The organism is Streptomyces sp. AHU1 (assembly GCF_045343905.1).
GTDB lineage: Bacteria > Actinomycetota > Actinomycetes > Streptomycetales > Streptomycetaceae > Streptomyces > Streptomyces triticiradicis.
Window position 1 is genome coordinate 551510 of record NZ_CP174283.1, and the last position, 14664, is coordinate 566173.

Consider the following 14664-nt stretch of genomic DNA (forward strand, 5'->3'; position numbering starts at 1 on the left):
CCGGCCGTGCCGAACGGCGCTCCCGCGGTCGCCGGTCGGGCCGGCGTTCGATTTCGGCCGGTGATCCGTTACGCTGCGGGCCGTCGATCACGAAGGAAGACATGTTCAGACGACTTGTGGCGGCCGCCGTGACGGCGGTCCTGATAGCCGGGCTCGGCGCGTGCGGCAGCGGAGACGAGGGCTCGGACTACTCGGTCGACGTCGGTCAGGACAGCGGGAGTGCTGCCGGAAAGTCCCGGCCGGACACGGCCGCCACCATGGACGCGGGCGTCTTCGGCCTCCGGGACGAGGTACGCCATCGCACCGCCAGGACCGCCCGGGCCACACGGCCGCACATGACGAAGAAGTGCACCACGGCCACACGGCGGGTCAAGCACACGACGAGCAGCGGCTCGGGGACCAAGCGGCGTACCCGCACCTGGTACTCCACCGAGCACTCCAGGAGCTGCAAGCAGGTCCGCAAGGGGACCGAGACCTACACGCGCGTCGTCCGGCCGGAACGGTGGTGCGTCAGCCTGGACGACGTCGGCGGCGACACGAAGCGGGACGACGTCTGGTACCAGGTCGACGAAACGACCTACTCCGCGGCCGTCGGCACGGACGAGCACACCCGCATGGACTTCACCCCCACGGGCAGCGGCTGCTGACCCCGGCGAAGGGCAGTCTCGGAACGGTCGGGAAAGTCGGGCAGGGAAAGGTGGGGGCGCGTGGACCGGAGTGAGGACGAGATCCTGGTCGAAGAGCTTGCCGCTCTGGGTGCCGTGAGCGGGGGCAGTGGTCACCTGACCCGGCTGGTGGCCAGGCGGATGAGGAAGAACGTCCATGAGATCGACCTCGTCGTCCCCCTGCCGTTCGAGGGTGCTGTCGAGCGTGTCGTCGATGTGCTCGCCGGAGCCGGACGAGCGACGGGACCCCTGCGCTTCGGGCCGGGCACGGACCAGGAGACGATCCGTGCCGTCGTCGGCGGCGGGGCCGGGGGGTTGAATCCCGTGGTGGTCACCGTGCTGGTGACCAGGGGCGGCGTGGACGGTTCGGAGGTCAGGCTTCGTGCCGCCGCCAAGGAAGGTCTGATCAAGCAGCGGGCGGGCGAGAGGACCGCCGTCCGCCTCGCCGCTCTGCTGAGCGGGTGAGGCGGCGACGGCCCGCGCGGACCCGGCTCGGCCGGTGACGGCGCGTTCGCCTCGGACCGACGTCACCAGCGGGTGACGGTGACCCCGCCGAGCAGGCCCCAGGCGTCGACGCGAACCGTCGGGCCGCCCGGTTCGGCCGGGCCGTCGTCCTTGACCCCGCCGAGGCGGATGCCGTGCACCTCCACGACGACATCGGGGCGGACCTTGAGGCTGACACCGCCGATCAGACTCAGTTTGGTGATGCGCAGTTCCGCGCCGTCGGGGATCTCGACGCCGGTGAGGTCGATGTCGGCCCCTCCGACGAGCGACACGGTGAGCGTGCGCTCGTGCAGCGTCTCGCCCTCCAGACGGTGACCGCCCATCAGGCTCACCTTGACGTCGGTCTTCTGCTGCTCGGTCCCGTCCGTTTTCTTCATGGGAAGAAGGTAGGACCGGGGCGTCCCGCTCCCCCAGTGCCTGGTGTACGCCCTTTCACATGACAGGTGTCATGGAGCGCCGCACCGTACTCCTGATGGAGTCCGGTGCGGGACGCGGGGTCATGTGACGCGGGGTCATGTGGGGTCGCGGTCGAACTGCGCCTTCGACCAGCGGTGTCCGAGGACGCTCAGGCCCAGGCACCAGGCCAGGGCGATCCACCAGTTGTCGCCGATCTCCGTGCCCAGGAGGAGTCCGCGCAGGGTTTCGATGGCGGGGGTGAAGGGCTGGTACCGGGCGATCGGCTGGAACCAGCCGGGCATGGAGTGCAGGGGGACGAAGGCGCTGGAGATGAGGGGCAGCAGGATCAGCGGCATGGCGTTGTTGCTGGCCGCCTCGGCGTTGGGGCTGCCCATCCCCATGCCGACCGCGATCCAGGTGACGGCCAGGGCGAACAGGACGAGCAGCCCGAAGGCCGCCAGCCATTCCACGACGGTGGCGTCGGTGGAGCGGAATCCCATGGCGACGCCGACGGCGCCGACCAGGACGACGCTGATGACCGCCTGCAGCACACTGCCGACGACGTGCCCGAACAGGACGGAGCCGCGGTGGATGGCCATCGTGCGGAAGCGGGCGATGATGCCCTCGTTCATGTCGGTGGCGACGGAGACGGCGGTGCCGACGACGGTGGAGCCGATGGTCATCAGCAGGATGCCGGGGACGATGTAGGCGATGTACGCGGAGCGGCCCGCGCCGCCGCTCATGGTGTCGCCGAAGATGTAGACGAACAGCAGCAGGAGCATCACGGGGGTGAGCAGCAGGTTCAACGTGAGCGAGGGATAGCGGCGGGCGTGCAGGAGGTTGCGGCGCAGCATCGTGGACGAGTCGCGCACGGCGAGGGAGAAGGAGCTCATCGGACAGCCTCCTCGGGCTGGTTCGGCTGGTTCGACTTGCCCGACTGCTTCGGTACGGTGCCGCCGGTCAGGGCGAAGAAGACGTCGTCGAGGTCGGGGGTGTGCACGGTCAGTTCGTCGGCCTCGACGCCGGCCGCGTCCAGGCGGTCGAGGACGGCGCGCAGTTCGCGCTGGCTGCCGTCGCTGGGCAGGTGCAGAGTGAGGGCTTCGTCGTCGCGGGAGGCCTCGCCCAGCGAGGCGGCGGCGGAGCGGTAGGCGGCCGGGTCGGTGAAGCGCAGGCGGACGTGTCCGCCGGGGACGATCCGTTTGAGTTCCTCCGCGGTGCCCTCGGCGGCGATCCTGCCGTCGGTGAGGACGGCGATGCGGTCGGCGAGTTCGTCGGCCTCCTCCAGGTACTGGGTGGTGAGGAAGACCGTGGTACCGCCGGTGACCAGTTCGCGGATGATCTGCCACATGTTGTGGCGGGAGCGCGGGTCCAGACCGGTGGTCGGCTCGTCGAGGAAGATGATCCGCGGGCTGCCGACCAGGGTCATGGCGATGTCCAGACGGCGTTTCATGCCGCCGGAGTAGGTGGAGGCGGGCTTGCGGGCGGCCTCGGTGAGGTCGAAGCGCTCCAGGAGTTCGGCGGTGACGCGTCGGCCCTCGGACCGGGAGAGATGGTGCAGGTCCGCCATGAGGAGCATGTTCTCCTGGCCGGTGATCAGGCCGTCGACGGCGGAGAACTGGCCGGTGACGCCGATCGCGGCGCGTGCGGCCTGCGCCCCGGTGGCCAGGTCGTGGCCGCCGACGCGGATCGGGCCGGAACCGGGGTCCGGGGAGACGAGCGTGGAGAGGATCTTGACGACGGTGGTCTTGCCGGCGCCGTTCGGGCCGAGCAGGGAGAAGACCGTCGCCTCGGGGACGGTCAGGTCGATGCCGTCGAGGACGGTCTTGTCGCCGTAGGACTTGCGCAGGCCGTGTGCGGCGATGGCCGGGGCGGTCATGGGGTGCTCCTTCTGGAAGCTGCGGGTCACAGGCTGCGGGCGGTGACGTCTCCGTGGGCGGTGGTCGCGCGGATGGTCAGGCCGGGGACGGCGTCGGCGTTCTTGAGCGTGTTGCTGATCCGGCCGTGGGTGGTGCCGGCGTCCAGGGCGGCGGAGACCCCCGGGGCGGCACCGACGGTGATGTCGCCCATCCGGGTGCTCAGCGCGAGCGTGCCGTGCGCGGCCTCGGTGATGTTCAGGTCGCCCTTCTGCGTGCTGATCTCGGCGGGGCCGTTCAGGCGGCCGACCGTGATGTCGGCGTCGAGGCCGGTGAGGCGGACGCTGTCGGCCTCGTCGAGCTTGACCGAGCGGTGGCCGCCCTCGAAGGCGACGTCACCGAGCCGTCCCACGCCCCGGAACTCGGCGGCGGCCGCCTTCGCCTCGACGCGGGAGCCGGCCGGCAGCCGCACGGTCACCTCGACGGACCCGGACGGGCCGAGGATCCGGTTCCTCACCGCCGGGGCCTCGACGCGCAGGACGCCGTCGGCGTAGGCGACTTGGACCTGTCCGGCCGCCTTCACGTCGCGGTTCCTGGAGCGGTCGGCGGGCAGGACCTCGACGGTGGTGTCGGTGCGGTCGGCGGCGATGAACCGGATGCGTCCCGCGGGGATGTCGAGGACGGCCGAGACGGGGGCGGGGGTGTCGAACTTCTGCATCGTGCTCTCCTTCTCCGAGATCGCGCGCCCTGTCGGCCCGCTTCTTTCCAACAACAGAAACGCTACGTTGCATTCACAGATCCGGCAACGCATCTGCGGTACCAAGTCCCCATCTCTGCAGGTAGATACTCAAATTTTGTTGCAACGGTCCTGCGATTAACGCAACGGATCCCCCTGAGGGTCGTTGCAATGGGCGAAGATGAACGCTATGACCGGAGGCGAGGCGGGAGCGCCACCCCCGGGTCGGAGGGCGCCGCGCCACGGGCGCCGACGGGAGCGGGTCGGACGCGCTTCCGGCGCCCGGCACGGCATACGGGCTGCTCCGTACGACGGGTTGCTCCGTACGGATGAAGCCGGTGGCCTTGCCGGTGGTCGCGCGCGACCACCGCGGGCCGGGTCGGCATCGTTGCCCCCGCCCGATCGACCGACGTCCTGGAGGACTCCTCATGCCCGGTACAGACTTCAGCACCGGATCGCCCAACTGGCTCGACCTCGGCAGCCCCGACACCGAAGCTGCCGCCGCGTTCTACGGCGCCGTCTTCGGCTGGCAGTTCGCCTCCGCCGGACCGGAAGCGGGCGGGTACGGGTTCTTCCAGGTCGACGGGAAGACCGTCGCCGCGCTCGGGCCGCTCACCCAGGAAGGGGCGAAGTCCGCCTGGATGATCCACTTCAAGGCCGACGACATCCGGGCCACCGTCTCGGCCGTCACGGTCGGCGGCGGCACCGTGCGGGTGGAGCCCATGGACGTCATGGGCGAGGGCCATCTGGCCCAGGTCACCGACCCTCAGGGCGCCGAGTTCGCGCTCTGGCAGCCCGGGAGGACCACCGGACTGGAACTCACCTCCGCCCCGAACACGCTGCTCTGGGCGGAGCTGCACGTACCCGACCCCCTCGCCGCCATCGCCTTCTACCAGGGCCTCTTCGGCTGGCGCAGCCAGGACGTGCAGGCGCCCGGCATGACGTACCGGGTCTTGAGCACCAAGGACGGCGACCAGCGGGAGGCCGCCTTCGGCGGAGTCGCGCCGACGGGCGACGGCGCGACCGAACAGCCCCGCTGGGTGCCCTACTTCAACGTGGAGGACGCCGATGCCACGGCCGCGTCCGCCACGGCGAACGGCGGATCCGTTCTGATGCCGGCGGCAGACGTGCCGGAGGTCGGCCGGATCGCCTGGCTCACGGACCCTTTCGGCGCGGCGTTCGCACTGCTGAAGCCCGACCCGCGGATGTGACGCTCCGGCCGGGGCCCGCGCGGCCGAGCGGTCAGGCGGCGCGGCAGAGCGCCGCCCGACCGGCCGGTGGCGTGGCGCGGACCGCGGGCACGGGGCAGGCGGTGCGGGCGGCGGCCGCGTCCTGCGCGCGGTCACCGTGGACAGTGACCACGTCCTGCGCGTGGTCGCGGTCGACGGTGGCCACGCCCGGCTTGTGGTTGCGCGCGAAGACGACGAGACGCAGGGCCACGAACCGCGCGACACCGGCGAGCGCGGAGGCGGACAGATAGACGGTCTGCTCGAGCACCGCACCGGGCGCCGCCACCAGTTGGTGCAGGACGAGCATCGCCCCGCAGGTCGCCGCATAGGTGGCAACGGCGGATCCGGCCGACTGCGCGTGCTGGCGCCAGGTCGCGTGCCCGCCGACGCCGAAGGTGAAGCGGGCGTGCAGTTCGGTGGCGAGGAGGGTGGAGGCCGCGGTGATCAGGGCGTTGGCCAGCCCCCAGGGGATCCAGGAGGCGAGGGCCGCCACGGCGAGACTGGAGGCGAGCCCCACTCCCCCGCCGCAGAGCACGAAGCGGGCGAAGGCGCCGAGGGCACCGGGCGCGGCGTTCCGCCGCCGGTTCCGTGCCGTTCTCATGATCCCCACCCCTTTGGTCGCCCGTTCGGTCCGCTCGCTTCCCGGAACGCGCGCCTCTCGTACCGCAAGACCCCGCCCCATCGTTTCTCGCACCGGAAACGCTACGTTGCGTTCCATTCGGCGGCAACTTATTTATTGCACCAAACTTGAACTCTTGCAGGTGAGTTGACGGAAAACGTTGCAACAACCCTGACGGCAACGCAACGCAAAACGTCTCAGTCATTGCAATGAGCGAGAAGTGAACGCTATAGTGCGGGAGATCAAGGACCGCCGCGAAGGACCACCGAGGAGGCCGCGATGCCGGGAGGCAGGCTCACCCAGCAGGAACGCCAGCAGATCGCGCTGGGACTGACCGACAGCCTCCCCTACGCCGAGATCGCCCGAAGCCTCGGCCGTCCCACCTCGACGGTCACACGTGAGGTGATGCGCAACGGCGGCCCCACCGCCTACCGCGCCAACCTGGCCCACCGCGCCACCGAGCGCCGCGCCCACCGGCGCAGGACCGCCCCCTCCCGCGGACCGGAGTCGGCCCCCCAGCCGCACGGACGCGACGCCGAAGCCGTGGCCGAGTACGAGGAGACGTTCACCACCGTCCTCATGGCCTCGGGCATGTCCAGGATCCCGGCCCGGGTGCTGACCTGCCTGTTCACCTCCGACACGGGCAGCCTCACCGCCTCCCAGCTCGCCCAGCGGCTCCAGGTCAGTCCGGCGTCCATCTCCAAGGCCATCACGTTCCTGGAGAGCCAGAGCCTCGTCCGCCGGGAACGCGGCGAGGGCCGCCGCGACCGCTACATCGTCGACAACGACCTCTTCTACCAGGCGACGATCGCCAGCGCCCGGGCCAACGACGAGGTCGTTAGGACCGCCCGCCAGGGCGTCGCCGTCCTCGGCCGCGGCACCCCCGCCGCAAGCCGCCTGGAGAACGTCGCCCGTTTCCTCGACTTCATCAGCGAGAGCATCGTCCGCGCCGCCGAGCAGGCCCGCGAAGTCCTCCACGCCGGCCCCGGAACAGCCCCGGAGGGCACCTCCCGGGTCGGCCCTGACGACGATTGACGACCAGGGCGCCACCGCACGCCCCCGTCTCACCGGTCCTCACGAGCCGCGGCCCGCGCCGCGGCTCGTCCTCGTCGTCCACACGCATCCGATACACGCATCCGATCCGGGTACCCGGGGGGCCTCTTCGACGAGCGAGGTGATGAAAGTGGCACCGACTCCACACCGGTCGGATCTGGACGGGCTCTCCGCACTGGTCACGGGTGGGTCCAGAGGACTGGGGCTGCTGCTGTCCGCACGGCTGGCCCGGCGCGGATGCCGGGTCACGATGGCGGCTCGCGACGAGGACGAGCTGCGGCGCGGTGCCGAATGGGTCGAGGAGAGGACCGGCGCGGCCGTCTCCACCGCCGTGTGTGACGTCCGTGACCGGCACGCGGTGGAATCGACGGTCCGCCGGGCGGACGACCGGCACGGCGGGCTGGACATCGTCGTCGCCAACGCGGGTGTCATCCAGGTGGCCCCCGTGGCGTCGCTCGACAGCGGAGCCTTCGAGGACGCGATGGCCACCATTTTCGGCGGCACCGTGAACACCGCCATGGCGGCGCTCCCCCGTCTGCGCGCCAGCGGGGCCGGGGGCCGGCTGTGCCTCATCGGTTCCATCGGCGGGCTGCTCGCCGTTCCGCACCTGCTGCCCTACTCGTGCGCCAAGGCCGCCGTCGCGGCGCTGGGCGAGGGGATACGGGCCGAGACGGCCGGCGGCAACCTCAGCGTGACAACGGTCCATCCCGGGCTGATGCGCACCGGCTCGCACCTTCAGGCCGAGTTCGGCGGACAGTCCTCCAAGGAGTTCGCCTGGTTCTCCGCGCTCTCGGGGACGCCCGTCATCTCGATGGACGCCGATCGCGCGGCGGAGCGCGTCGTGCGGGCCCTGGAGAAGCGCAGGACCCGGCTGGTCCTCACTCCCGCGGCACGTGCCGCCTCGCTGGCACACGGTGTGGCGCCGGCCACGGTCACCCGGCTCAGCGGGCTCGTCGCCCGGCTCCTGCCCCCGCCGCCGACGGGGGACGGTGCCGTCGGCCGAGCGGGGGACGGCATCGAGCAGGGCCACGGCGTCGACCGCGACGCCTCCACGTGGACGGAGAAGGTCCGCAGGCTGGGCAGCAGCCTCAACGACCGGGCGGCACACCGCTACAACCAGCGGATTCCGGGCCCGCCGACCAGCGCCTGACCCACCGTTGACGGCCGGTCGCGGCTGTTCGCCGCCGGAGACCCGCCGCCGGGCACCCCGGGCCGGGGTGTCGTATCACCGGCGCGGGGAACCCAGGCCGGTGTCACCGACCGGAAGGATCTGCCGCCGTGATCGTCGTCGCCGCATCATTGCTGCCCGGGCTGGGTCTTCTGCTCTACGGGATGGACCGCGTCGAGGACTGGCTCCGGAACGGCCCCTCGACAGCGCGCCACGCCCGCGGGCGTCATCTGCGGCTGGTCCACGGCACGGGCCGGCCCCAGGGCCCGGCCGGCCGGGCGCCGCAGCACTTCGACGCCGCCTGATCACCACCCGCCCCCGGCGCCCGGACATCCGGACCGGGGTCGGCACGACGGGGCGCCGGGACGGTCGACGATGAGACATCCCAGGGGGCCGCGAAGCCAAGAGGGTCCGCGGGTCTTGATCACTGCCGGGCCTGCTGATCGGCTGGTCGGCATGACCGATCTCGGACCCGTCACCTGGCCGCCCGCACCGATCAGGACCGAGAGGCTGGTGCTCCGTGAGCCCGAAGCGCGGGACCGTGCGGCGGTCATCGAACTGTTCGCCTCACCGGAGGTGGGCAGCTTCGTCGGTGGTCCTCGACCCCGTGCCGAGATCGAACGTGCGATGCCCGGCGCACCCGGTCGGCGCCCGGGGCGCTTCGCGGTCGATCTCGATGGAGCGATGATCGGCGAGGTCACGCTCACCAGGGATACGGAGCGGCTTCGCCCGGCCGCTGCGGGAAAGGTCGATCTCGGCTACCTGTTCCTTCCGCGGGCATGGGGACACGGATACGCCGCCGAGGCGTGCGCGGCGGTACTCGGCTGGTTCGCCGACGTCCTTCCCGGCGAGCCGGTGGTGCTCCACACCCAGACCGCCAACGTCCGCTCGATGCGCCTCGCGGCGAAACTGGGGTTCACCGAGGTGGAGCGGTTCCATGCCTGGGACGCCGAGCAATGGCTCGGCATCCGGCCCCCGGGAACGCGGAACGCAGGTCAGGCCGTGGAGCCGGGACCGGGCGGGATGTGAACGGTCATGATCAGGTGGCAGGTCCGGTCGCCCGAGCCGCGGTAGGCGTGGGGGGTGTCGCCGTCGAAGGTGGCGGTCTGCCCGGCCTCCACGGCGTGCTCGGTACCGTCGACGACGAGCACCATCCGCCCCTCGGTGACACTGACGGTCTCCACGACGCCCGCCTGGTGCGGGTGGCTGGGGTACTCCTCGCCCGGTTCCAGTTTCCAGCGCCAGACCTCGACCGGGGCCGGTCCCGCCGTGGTCAGCATGAGCCGCGCCTCACCGCCCCTCTCCCCCGCCCACAAGGGCATGACGGCATCGGCGGAGACGACCCGCACACGGCCTTCGGCGGGTCCTTCCATCAGCGCGGACACCGAGACGCCCAGGGTGTCGGCGAGGCGGACCAGGGTGGCGAAGTTCGGGTTGCCCTGGGCCTTCTCCAGCCCGACCAGGGCTCCCTTGCTGACCTTGGCGCGGCGGCCGAGTTCGTCCAGGGACAGCCCGGCGCGGGTACGGGCGCTCCTGACGTTGTGCGCCAGTGCCCGCAGTGCCGCCTCGGTCTCGGCCATCGCTTCGCCCCTCCAGACAGATGGATCACTGCACTGCACCATACGGTCGTTCGGTTGACTTCTTCCGGTCGGTGCGTTGTACAGTTCAGTCGTTCCATTGATAGTAAGGGATGTACCCGTGATCGCTCTGCTGCTGGCCCTGGGCAGCTCCCTGGCCTACGGATGCGCCGACTTCCTCGGCGGTCTCGGTGCCCGCAAAGCCCATGTCCTGCGCACCGTGGTGATCGCCGCTCCCGCCTCGCTCACCGTCGAGCTGCTGCTGTGGCCCTTCCTCGGCGCCTCCTTCGGCCCGGCGACCCTCGCGTGGGGCGCGGCGTCCGGTGTCGCGTCGGCCGCCGCGTTCGCCCTGCTCTACCGCACGCTCGCGATCGGCCCGATGAACGTCCTGTCCCCCGTCACCGCGCTGGTCTCGGCGATGCTGCCGGTCGGTGTCGGGCTGCTGCAGGGCGAGCACCTGGGCTCCGCCGGGCTGATCGGGCTGCCGCTGGCACTGACGGCGGTGGTGCTGGTCAGCGCCGGAGGCGGCGCCGGGACCGCGCGCCCGTCGCGCACCGCGCTGCTGCTGGCCTTCGGCGCCGGGGCGGCCATCGCGCTGCAGTTGGTCTTCCTGCACCAGGCACCCGCGGACAGCGGCATCGGCCCGCTGATCGTCGGCCGCGCCGTCTCCTCCGCCGTCACCCTCGCCGCGGCCGGGCTGATGTACCGCCGGCTCGGTTCGGAGAAGCCCGCGTACGCGATGTCGGCGACGGCCGGCGTGCTGGACTCGGTGGCCAATCTGCTGTTCCTGCTGGCCGCCCGCGGCGGCGACCTGGCGGTCGTCGCCGTGATCACCGCCCTGTACCCGGCCGGCACCGTTCTGCTCGCCCGCGGCGTGCTCGCCGAGCGGATCCACCGCGGGCAGCTGATCGGTCTGGGCACCGCCGCGGTCGCCGTCAGCCTCCTCGCCCTCACCTGACCTCGACCTCGCCCTCGCCCTCACCTGACCTCGACCTCGCCCTCGCCCTCACCTGCCCTCGCCCTCGCCCTCGCCCTCGCCCTCGCCCTCGCCCGGAAGGATCCCCCCGATGTTCATCCAGCCCTGGGACGCCGCCCTGGACGACGCCGAGTGGCGGGCCTGGATCGCCGACGGCCATGACTTCGGTGTCCTCAGCGTCAACGGTCCGCCCGGGCACGCGCCCGTCGTCGTGCCGACCCACTTCGCCGTCGACGGCACCTGCCTGCTGGTCCACCTCGCCCGCCCCAACCCCGTCTGGAAGGCGATCGAGGCCGGCCCCGGCGTCACGTTCACCGTCACCGGGGACTACGCCTTCGTCCCCGGCCCGTGGCGCGCCAAGCCCGGCGCCCCTCCCGCCGAGGGCGTCCCGACCAGCTACTACGCGGCCGTCCAGTTCACCTGCCGGGCAACGGTCATCGACGATCCCGAGGCCAAGGCCGAGTTGCTGCGCCGCCAGCTGGCCCACTTCCAGCCCGAAGGCGACCACGCCCCCGTCGAGACCGGCCGGCCTCCCTACGGACGGATGCTGACCGGCATCCGCGGCCTACGCCTGGACGTCACCGAGGTCCGCGCGAAGTTCAAGTACGACGACCACAAACCCGTCGAGCAGCGCGCAGACACCGCCCGCAGGCTCACCGAACGAGCCACCGGCCTGGACTCGTCCACCGCGGCCCAGCAGCTGCGCCGTCTGGACCGCATCGGCCCCTGGAAGACCTGACCCCGCCGCGCCAGCCCCCTACCCGAACGGACACCCCTCGCGATGACCGCCTTCCGTCTCGCCCCCGCCGTCGCCGACGCCTTCCCCGGCGCCCTCATCGCCGTCGTCACCGCCACCGGACTGCGCGGCCACGAACCCTGGCCCGCCACCACCGCCGCCCTCCAGGAGCTGGAGCGGCAGCTCGCCGACGGCACCTGGCAGCCCGCCGACGAGAGCGACCCGCGCATCGAGGCGTGGCACACCGCCTACCGCTCCTTCGGCACCAACCCCCGCCGCATCCGGCCCAGCGTCGACGCCCTCGGCCGCCGCCTCGCCAAGAAGGGCGCCCTGCCCCGCATCAACCCGGCCGTCGACTCCTACAACGCCGTCTCCGTCCGTCACGGCCTGCCCGCCGGCGCCTTCGACCTCGATCACGTCACCGGCGACGTCGAGATCCGGCACGCCGACGGCAGCGAGACCTTCACGCCGCTCGGTGAACCCGACACCGTCGAGAACCCCAGGCCCGGCGAGATCATCTACACGGACACCACCGACGTGCTCACCCGGCACTGGAACCACCGCGACTCCCACCGCACCCGCGTCACCCAGGACTCCACCCACGTCGCCTTCGCCCTGGAAACCCTCCACGCCACCCGCGACGGCCGGCTCCTCAGGACCGCGGCCGACGAACTGCGCGAACTCCTCGCCCCGCACGCCGAGCGGACCGCGGTGCACTACCTCGGCCCCGACGCCGGCGCCTGACCCGCTCCGGCGGACGGCCGACGGTCCATTCGCACGACTCGCGGAGCGGCCGCCCCTCCGCTGACCGGACCTCGCTCCCCATGATCCACACGATCCGGGCGATCCATATGATCTTCATATGATCAAGGGTGAACTCGTACGACTGCGTGCGCCGATGGCCGAGGACCTCGACTCCTATCTGCGCTGGCGCAACGACCCGGAGGTGGCCCACTGGGCCACCGGGGGCGACCCGCATTTCGGGCCCATCACGCGGGAGTCCATGGAGCGCTTCCATGACGCCCGGCTCCGTCAGGACCCGCGCGGCGAGGCCACGTTCACCGTGGAGGACCTGGCGGACGGCCGGGTGATCGGCACGGCCGACTACCGGGACCTCGATCCGTTCGCGGGCCGGGCGACGGTCGGTGTCGTCATCGGTGAGCACGACCGCTGGGGCGGCGGTTACGGCTCCGAGGCGCTGCGGCTCCTGCTGGGGCACCTGTTCGGGGCCTGCCGGCTCCGGCGCGTCGAGCTGGAGACCTGGAGCGGCAACGAACGAGCCGTCCGCGCCTTCCGCAAGGCGGGCTTCGTCGAGGAAGGACGCCGGCGCGCGAGCGTGCGGGTGGGCGAGGAGTGGTACGACGGCGTGCTGTTCGGACTGCTGCGTGAGGAGTGGACGGCCCGGCAGGCCGCCGGACCCTCCGCACCGGCCGGAGGCACCGCCCGCTGACACGTTCGGTCCCGTCCTGTCCGGATCCGTCCGGTCGGTCCTTCATCCCTTCGCGGCCGTCCGTCCGCCCGCCGGACGGGCGGCCGCGGCCGCCCCAGGTCACCGGCCCGCCACGGTGCGGAGCCGCGTCCCGCATGGTCAGACCCGCTCCATGGTGCGACGCTGGATGCAAGAGGTATCCGTGGGACCACCGGGAGGACCGATGGGACGCGACGTTCCGGCGATGGTCTTCACCCGCGAGGACCGACGCCGGTACCGGATCAAGATGCAGGACTGCCTCGACGCTTTCGCACTGATGCTGCGGGAGTCACGGTTCGACGTGGAGCGGCCCCGGGTGGGCCTGGAGATCGAGCTGAACCTGACCGACACCGAGGGCGAGCCGACCATGCGGAACGCCGACGTGCTCGACGCCATCGCGGATCCCGCCTGGGACACCGAGCTGGGCCGGTTCAACCTGGAGATCAACATTCCGCCCCGGCGGCTGGTCGCGGGTGGCCCCGACGCCTGGGAGGAGGAGATCCGCGCCGCGCTGAACCACGCGGACGAGCGTGCCAGGTCGATCGGCGTCCATCTGATCATGATCGGCATCCTGCCCACCCTGAGGGAGTCGGACGTGGGGCCGGAGGCCCTGTCGGAGAACGCCCGCTACCGGCTGATCAACGAACAGGTCTTCGCGGCGCGCGGAGAGGACCTGCTCATCGAGGTGGACGGGGTCGACCGGCTGCGGACCTACGCCGAGACCATCACGCCGGAGGCCGCGTGCACGAGTACGCAGTTCCATCTCCAGGTGTCTCCCGAGGACTTCGCCGACTACTGGAACGCGGCGCAGGCGATCGCCGGGGTCCAGGTCGCGCTGGCGGCCAACTCGCCTTTCCTCTTCGGCAAGGAGTTGGCGCACGAGACCCGTATCCCGCTCTTCGAGCAGGCGACGGACACCCGCCCGCTCGAGATCAAGGCGCAGGGCGTACGGCCCCGGGTCTGGTTCGGGGAGCGGTGGATCACCAGCGTCTTCGACCTCTTCGAGGAGAACCTCCGCTACTTCCCGGCGCTGTTGCCCCTGTGCGAGGACCAGGACCCCGCACAGACCCTGGAGCGCGGGGACACGCCGGAGCTGCCCGAACTCACCCTGCACAACGGCACGATCTACCGCTGGAACCGGCCGGTCTACGCCGTCGTCCACGGCAGGCCCCACCTGCGGGTGGAGAATCGTGTGCTGCCCGCGGGCCCGACGGTCGCCGACACCCTCGCCAACGGCGCCTTCTACTACGGTCTGACCCGCGCGCTCGTGGAGGAGGACCGGCCGGTGTGGTCGCGGATGTCCTTCTCGGCCGCCGAGGACAACCTGCACACCGCGGCACGGCACGGCATCGACGCCCGTCTGTACTGGCCCGGAGCGGGTGAGGTGCCGGCGCCCGAACTCGTCCTGCGACGGCTGCTGCCCCTCGCGCACCAGGGCCTGGAGCTCTCCGGCATGGACGAGGCCTGGCGCGAGCCGCTGCTCGGCATCATCGAGCAGCGGTGCGTCACCGCGCGCAACGGCGCGGTCTGGCAGAAGGAGATGCTGCACCGCTTCGAGGCGACGGACCACTGCGGCCGTCACGAAGCCCTGCGCCGCATGACGCGGCAGTACATCGACTACATGCACCTCAACGCGCCGGTCCACACGTGGCCGGTGGACTGACTCACGCACCTCGGTGCGCGG

Annotated in this window: 18 protein-coding genes; 12 read left to right on the forward strand and 6 right to left on the reverse strand. The window is 71.6% G+C overall.

Going from position 1 to position 14664, the window contains the following annotated elements; all coding sequences use genetic code 11:
• The first annotated feature begins 101 nt into the window (after positions 1-101).
• Positions 102-647, forward strand: coding sequence for a hypothetical protein (locus ACICHK_RS02560; RefSeq protein WP_406835432.1), 546 nt, complete (start codon positions 102-104; stop codon positions 645-647).
• A gap of 60 nt (positions 648-707) precedes the next feature.
• Positions 708-1130, forward strand: a complete 423-nt coding sequence (locus ACICHK_RS02565) for a hypothetical protein (RefSeq protein WP_406835433.1) — start codon at positions 708-710, stop codon at positions 1128-1130.
• A 62-nt stretch (positions 1131-1192) separates the two neighbouring features.
• Here the strand turns inward: ACICHK_RS02565 and ACICHK_RS02570 are convergent, their stop codons facing one another.
• The 4 genes from ACICHK_RS02570 to ACICHK_RS02585 form a co-directional block, all read right to left on the reverse strand.
• Complete coding sequence (locus tag ACICHK_RS02570; RefSeq protein WP_406835435.1) at positions 1193-1546, reverse strand: hypothetical protein; 354 nt, start codon at positions 1544-1546, stop codon at positions 1193-1195.
• A 135-nt stretch (positions 1547-1681) separates the two neighbouring features.
• A complete protein-coding gene (locus ACICHK_RS02575) occupies positions 1682-2458 on the reverse strand; it encodes an ABC transporter permease (RefSeq protein ID WP_406835437.1) in 777 nt (258 codons plus the stop codon).
• Entirely contained in the window at positions 2455-3441 is a 987-nt protein-coding gene (locus tag ACICHK_RS02580; RefSeq protein ID WP_406835438.1) for an ATP-binding cassette domain-containing protein, read from the reverse strand. The genes ACICHK_RS02575 and ACICHK_RS02580 overlap by 4 nt, the downstream gene beginning before the upstream one ends.
• Positions 3442-3467: 26 nt before the next feature.
• Positions 3468-4136: a DUF4097 family beta strand repeat-containing protein gene (locus ACICHK_RS02585; RefSeq protein WP_406835439.1), complete on the reverse strand. Its 669-nt coding sequence runs from the start codon at positions 4134-4136 to the stop codon at positions 3468-3470.
• Positions 4137-4582: 446 nt separating this feature from the next.
• Here ACICHK_RS02585 and ACICHK_RS02590 point away from each other — a divergent pair, with 446 nt between their 5' ends.
• Positions 4583-5365: a VOC family protein gene (locus tag ACICHK_RS02590; RefSeq protein ID WP_406835440.1), complete on the forward strand. Its 783-nt coding sequence runs from the start codon at positions 4583-4585 to the stop codon at positions 5363-5365.
• Between the two features lie 31 nt (positions 5366-5396).
• Here ACICHK_RS02590 and ACICHK_RS02595 read toward each other — a convergent pair whose 3' ends face one another.
• Positions 5397-5984 (reverse strand): hypothetical protein, encoded by a 588-nt coding sequence (locus ACICHK_RS02595; RefSeq protein ID WP_406835441.1) that lies wholly within the window; start codon positions 5982-5984, stop codon positions 5397-5399.
• 297 nt (positions 5985-6281) lie between these two features.
• Between ACICHK_RS02595 and ACICHK_RS02600 the strand changes: the two genes are divergently transcribed.
• From ACICHK_RS02600 to ACICHK_RS02615, 4 genes are all read left to right on the forward strand, one after another.
• On the forward strand, positions 6282-7037 hold the full coding sequence (locus tag ACICHK_RS02600) for a helix-turn-helix domain-containing protein (RefSeq protein WP_406835442.1): 756 nt from the start codon (positions 6282-6284) through the stop codon (positions 7035-7037).
• Positions 7038-7179: 142 nt separating this feature from the next.
• Positions 7180-8205: an SDR family NAD(P)-dependent oxidoreductase gene (locus tag ACICHK_RS02605; protein ID WP_406835443.1), complete on the forward strand. Its 1026-nt coding sequence runs from the start codon at positions 7180-7182 to the stop codon at positions 8203-8205.
• Positions 8206-8333: 128 nt separating this feature from the next.
• Positions 8334-8528 carry a hypothetical protein gene (locus ACICHK_RS02610; RefSeq protein ID WP_151467850.1) on the forward strand — a complete coding sequence of 65 codons (195 nt, stop codon included), beginning with the start codon at positions 8334-8336 and terminating at the stop codon, positions 8526-8528.
• Positions 8529-8679: 151 nt separating this feature from the next.
• On the forward strand, positions 8680-9252 hold the full coding sequence (locus ACICHK_RS02615; RefSeq protein ID WP_406835444.1) for a GNAT family N-acetyltransferase: 573 nt from the start codon (positions 8680-8682) through the stop codon (positions 9250-9252).
• Here the strand turns inward: ACICHK_RS02615 and ACICHK_RS02620 are convergent.
• On the reverse strand, positions 9219-9803 hold the full coding sequence (locus tag ACICHK_RS02620) for a helix-turn-helix domain-containing protein (protein ID WP_406835446.1): 585 nt from the start codon (positions 9801-9803) through the stop codon (positions 9219-9221). The two genes, ACICHK_RS02615 and ACICHK_RS02620, sit on opposite strands and share 34 nt — an antisense overlap.
• A 118-nt stretch (positions 9804-9921) precedes the next feature.
• Here ACICHK_RS02620 and ACICHK_RS02625 point away from each other — a divergent pair, with 118 nt between their 5' ends.
• The 5 genes from ACICHK_RS02625 (at position 9922) to ACICHK_RS02645 (ending at position 14643) form a co-directional block, all read left to right on the forward strand.
• Positions 9922-10758: an EamA family transporter gene (locus ACICHK_RS02625; RefSeq protein WP_406835448.1), complete on the forward strand. Its 837-nt coding sequence runs from the start codon at positions 9922-9924 to the stop codon at positions 10756-10758.
• A 109-nt stretch (positions 10759-10867) separates the two neighbouring features.
• The gene (locus tag ACICHK_RS02630) at positions 10868-11515 is read left to right on the forward strand and encodes an FMN-binding negative transcriptional regulator (RefSeq protein WP_406835449.1); all 648 of its coding nucleotides are present in this window, start codon (positions 10868-10870) and stop codon (positions 11513-11515) included.
• A 42-nt stretch (positions 11516-11557) separates the two neighbouring features.
• Positions 11558-12256, forward strand: coding sequence for a B3/4 domain-containing protein (locus tag ACICHK_RS02635; protein ID WP_406835451.1), 699 nt, complete (start codon positions 11558-11560; stop codon positions 12254-12256).
• 118 nt (positions 12257-12374) lie between these two features.
• Positions 12375-12962, forward strand: coding sequence for a GNAT family N-acetyltransferase (locus ACICHK_RS02640; RefSeq protein ID WP_406835452.1), 588 nt, complete (start codon positions 12375-12377; stop codon positions 12960-12962).
• Positions 12963-13164: 202 nt separating this feature from the next.
• Positions 13165-14643, forward strand: a complete 1479-nt coding sequence (locus tag ACICHK_RS02645; RefSeq protein ID WP_151467857.1) for a glutamate--cysteine ligase — start codon at positions 13165-13167, stop codon at positions 14641-14643.
• Positions 14644-14664 lie beyond the last annotated feature (21 nt).

Coding starts and splice junctions, on each gene's coding strand:
- ACICHK_RS02560 (WP_406835432.1), top strand. CDS start 102: ATGTTCAGACGACTTGTGGCGGCCGCCGTGACGGCGGTCCTGATAGCC.
- ACICHK_RS02570 (WP_406835435.1), bottom strand. CDS start 1,546: ATGAAGAAAACGGACGGGACCGAGCAGCAGAAGACCGACGTCAAGGTG.
- ACICHK_RS02575 (WP_406835437.1), bottom strand. CDS start 2,458: ATGAGCTCCTTCTCCCTCGCCGTGCGCGACTCGTCCACGATGCTGCGC.
- ACICHK_RS02580 (WP_406835438.1), bottom strand. CDS start 3,441: ATGACCGCCCCGGCCATCGCCGCACACGGCCTGCGCAAGTCCTACGGC.
- ACICHK_RS02585 (WP_406835439.1), bottom strand. CDS start 4,136: ATGCAGAAGTTCGACACCCCCGCCCCCGTCTCGGCCGTCCTCGACATC.
- ACICHK_RS02590 (WP_406835440.1), top strand. CDS start 4,583: ATGCCCGGTACAGACTTCAGCACCGGATCGCCCAACTGGCTCGACCTC.
- ACICHK_RS02595 (WP_406835441.1), bottom strand. CDS start 5,984: ATGAGAACGGCACGGAACCGGCGGCGGAACGCCGCGCCCGGTGCCCTC.
- ACICHK_RS02600 (WP_406835442.1), top strand. CDS start 6,282: ATGCCGGGAGGCAGGCTCACCCAGCAGGAACGCCAGCAGATCGCGCTG.
- ACICHK_RS02605 (WP_406835443.1), top strand. CDS start 7,180: ATGAAAGTGGCACCGACTCCACACCGGTCGGATCTGGACGGGCTCTCC.
- ACICHK_RS02615 (WP_406835444.1), top strand. CDS start 8,680: ATGACCGATCTCGGACCCGTCACCTGGCCGCCCGCACCGATCAGGACC.
- ACICHK_RS02620 (WP_406835446.1), bottom strand. CDS start 9,803: ATGGCCGAGACCGAGGCGGCACTGCGGGCACTGGCGCACAACGTCAGG.
- ACICHK_RS02630 (WP_406835449.1), top strand. CDS start 10,868: ATGTTCATCCAGCCCTGGGACGCCGCCCTGGACGACGCCGAGTGGCGG.
- ACICHK_RS02635 (WP_406835451.1), top strand. CDS start 11,558: ATGACCGCCTTCCGTCTCGCCCCCGCCGTCGCCGACGCCTTCCCCGGC.
- ACICHK_RS02640 (WP_406835452.1), top strand. CDS start 12,375: ATGATCAAGGGTGAACTCGTACGACTGCGTGCGCCGATGGCCGAGGAC.
- ACICHK_RS02645 (WP_151467857.1), top strand. CDS start 13,165: ATGGGACGCGACGTTCCGGCGATGGTCTTCACCCGCGAGGACCGACGC.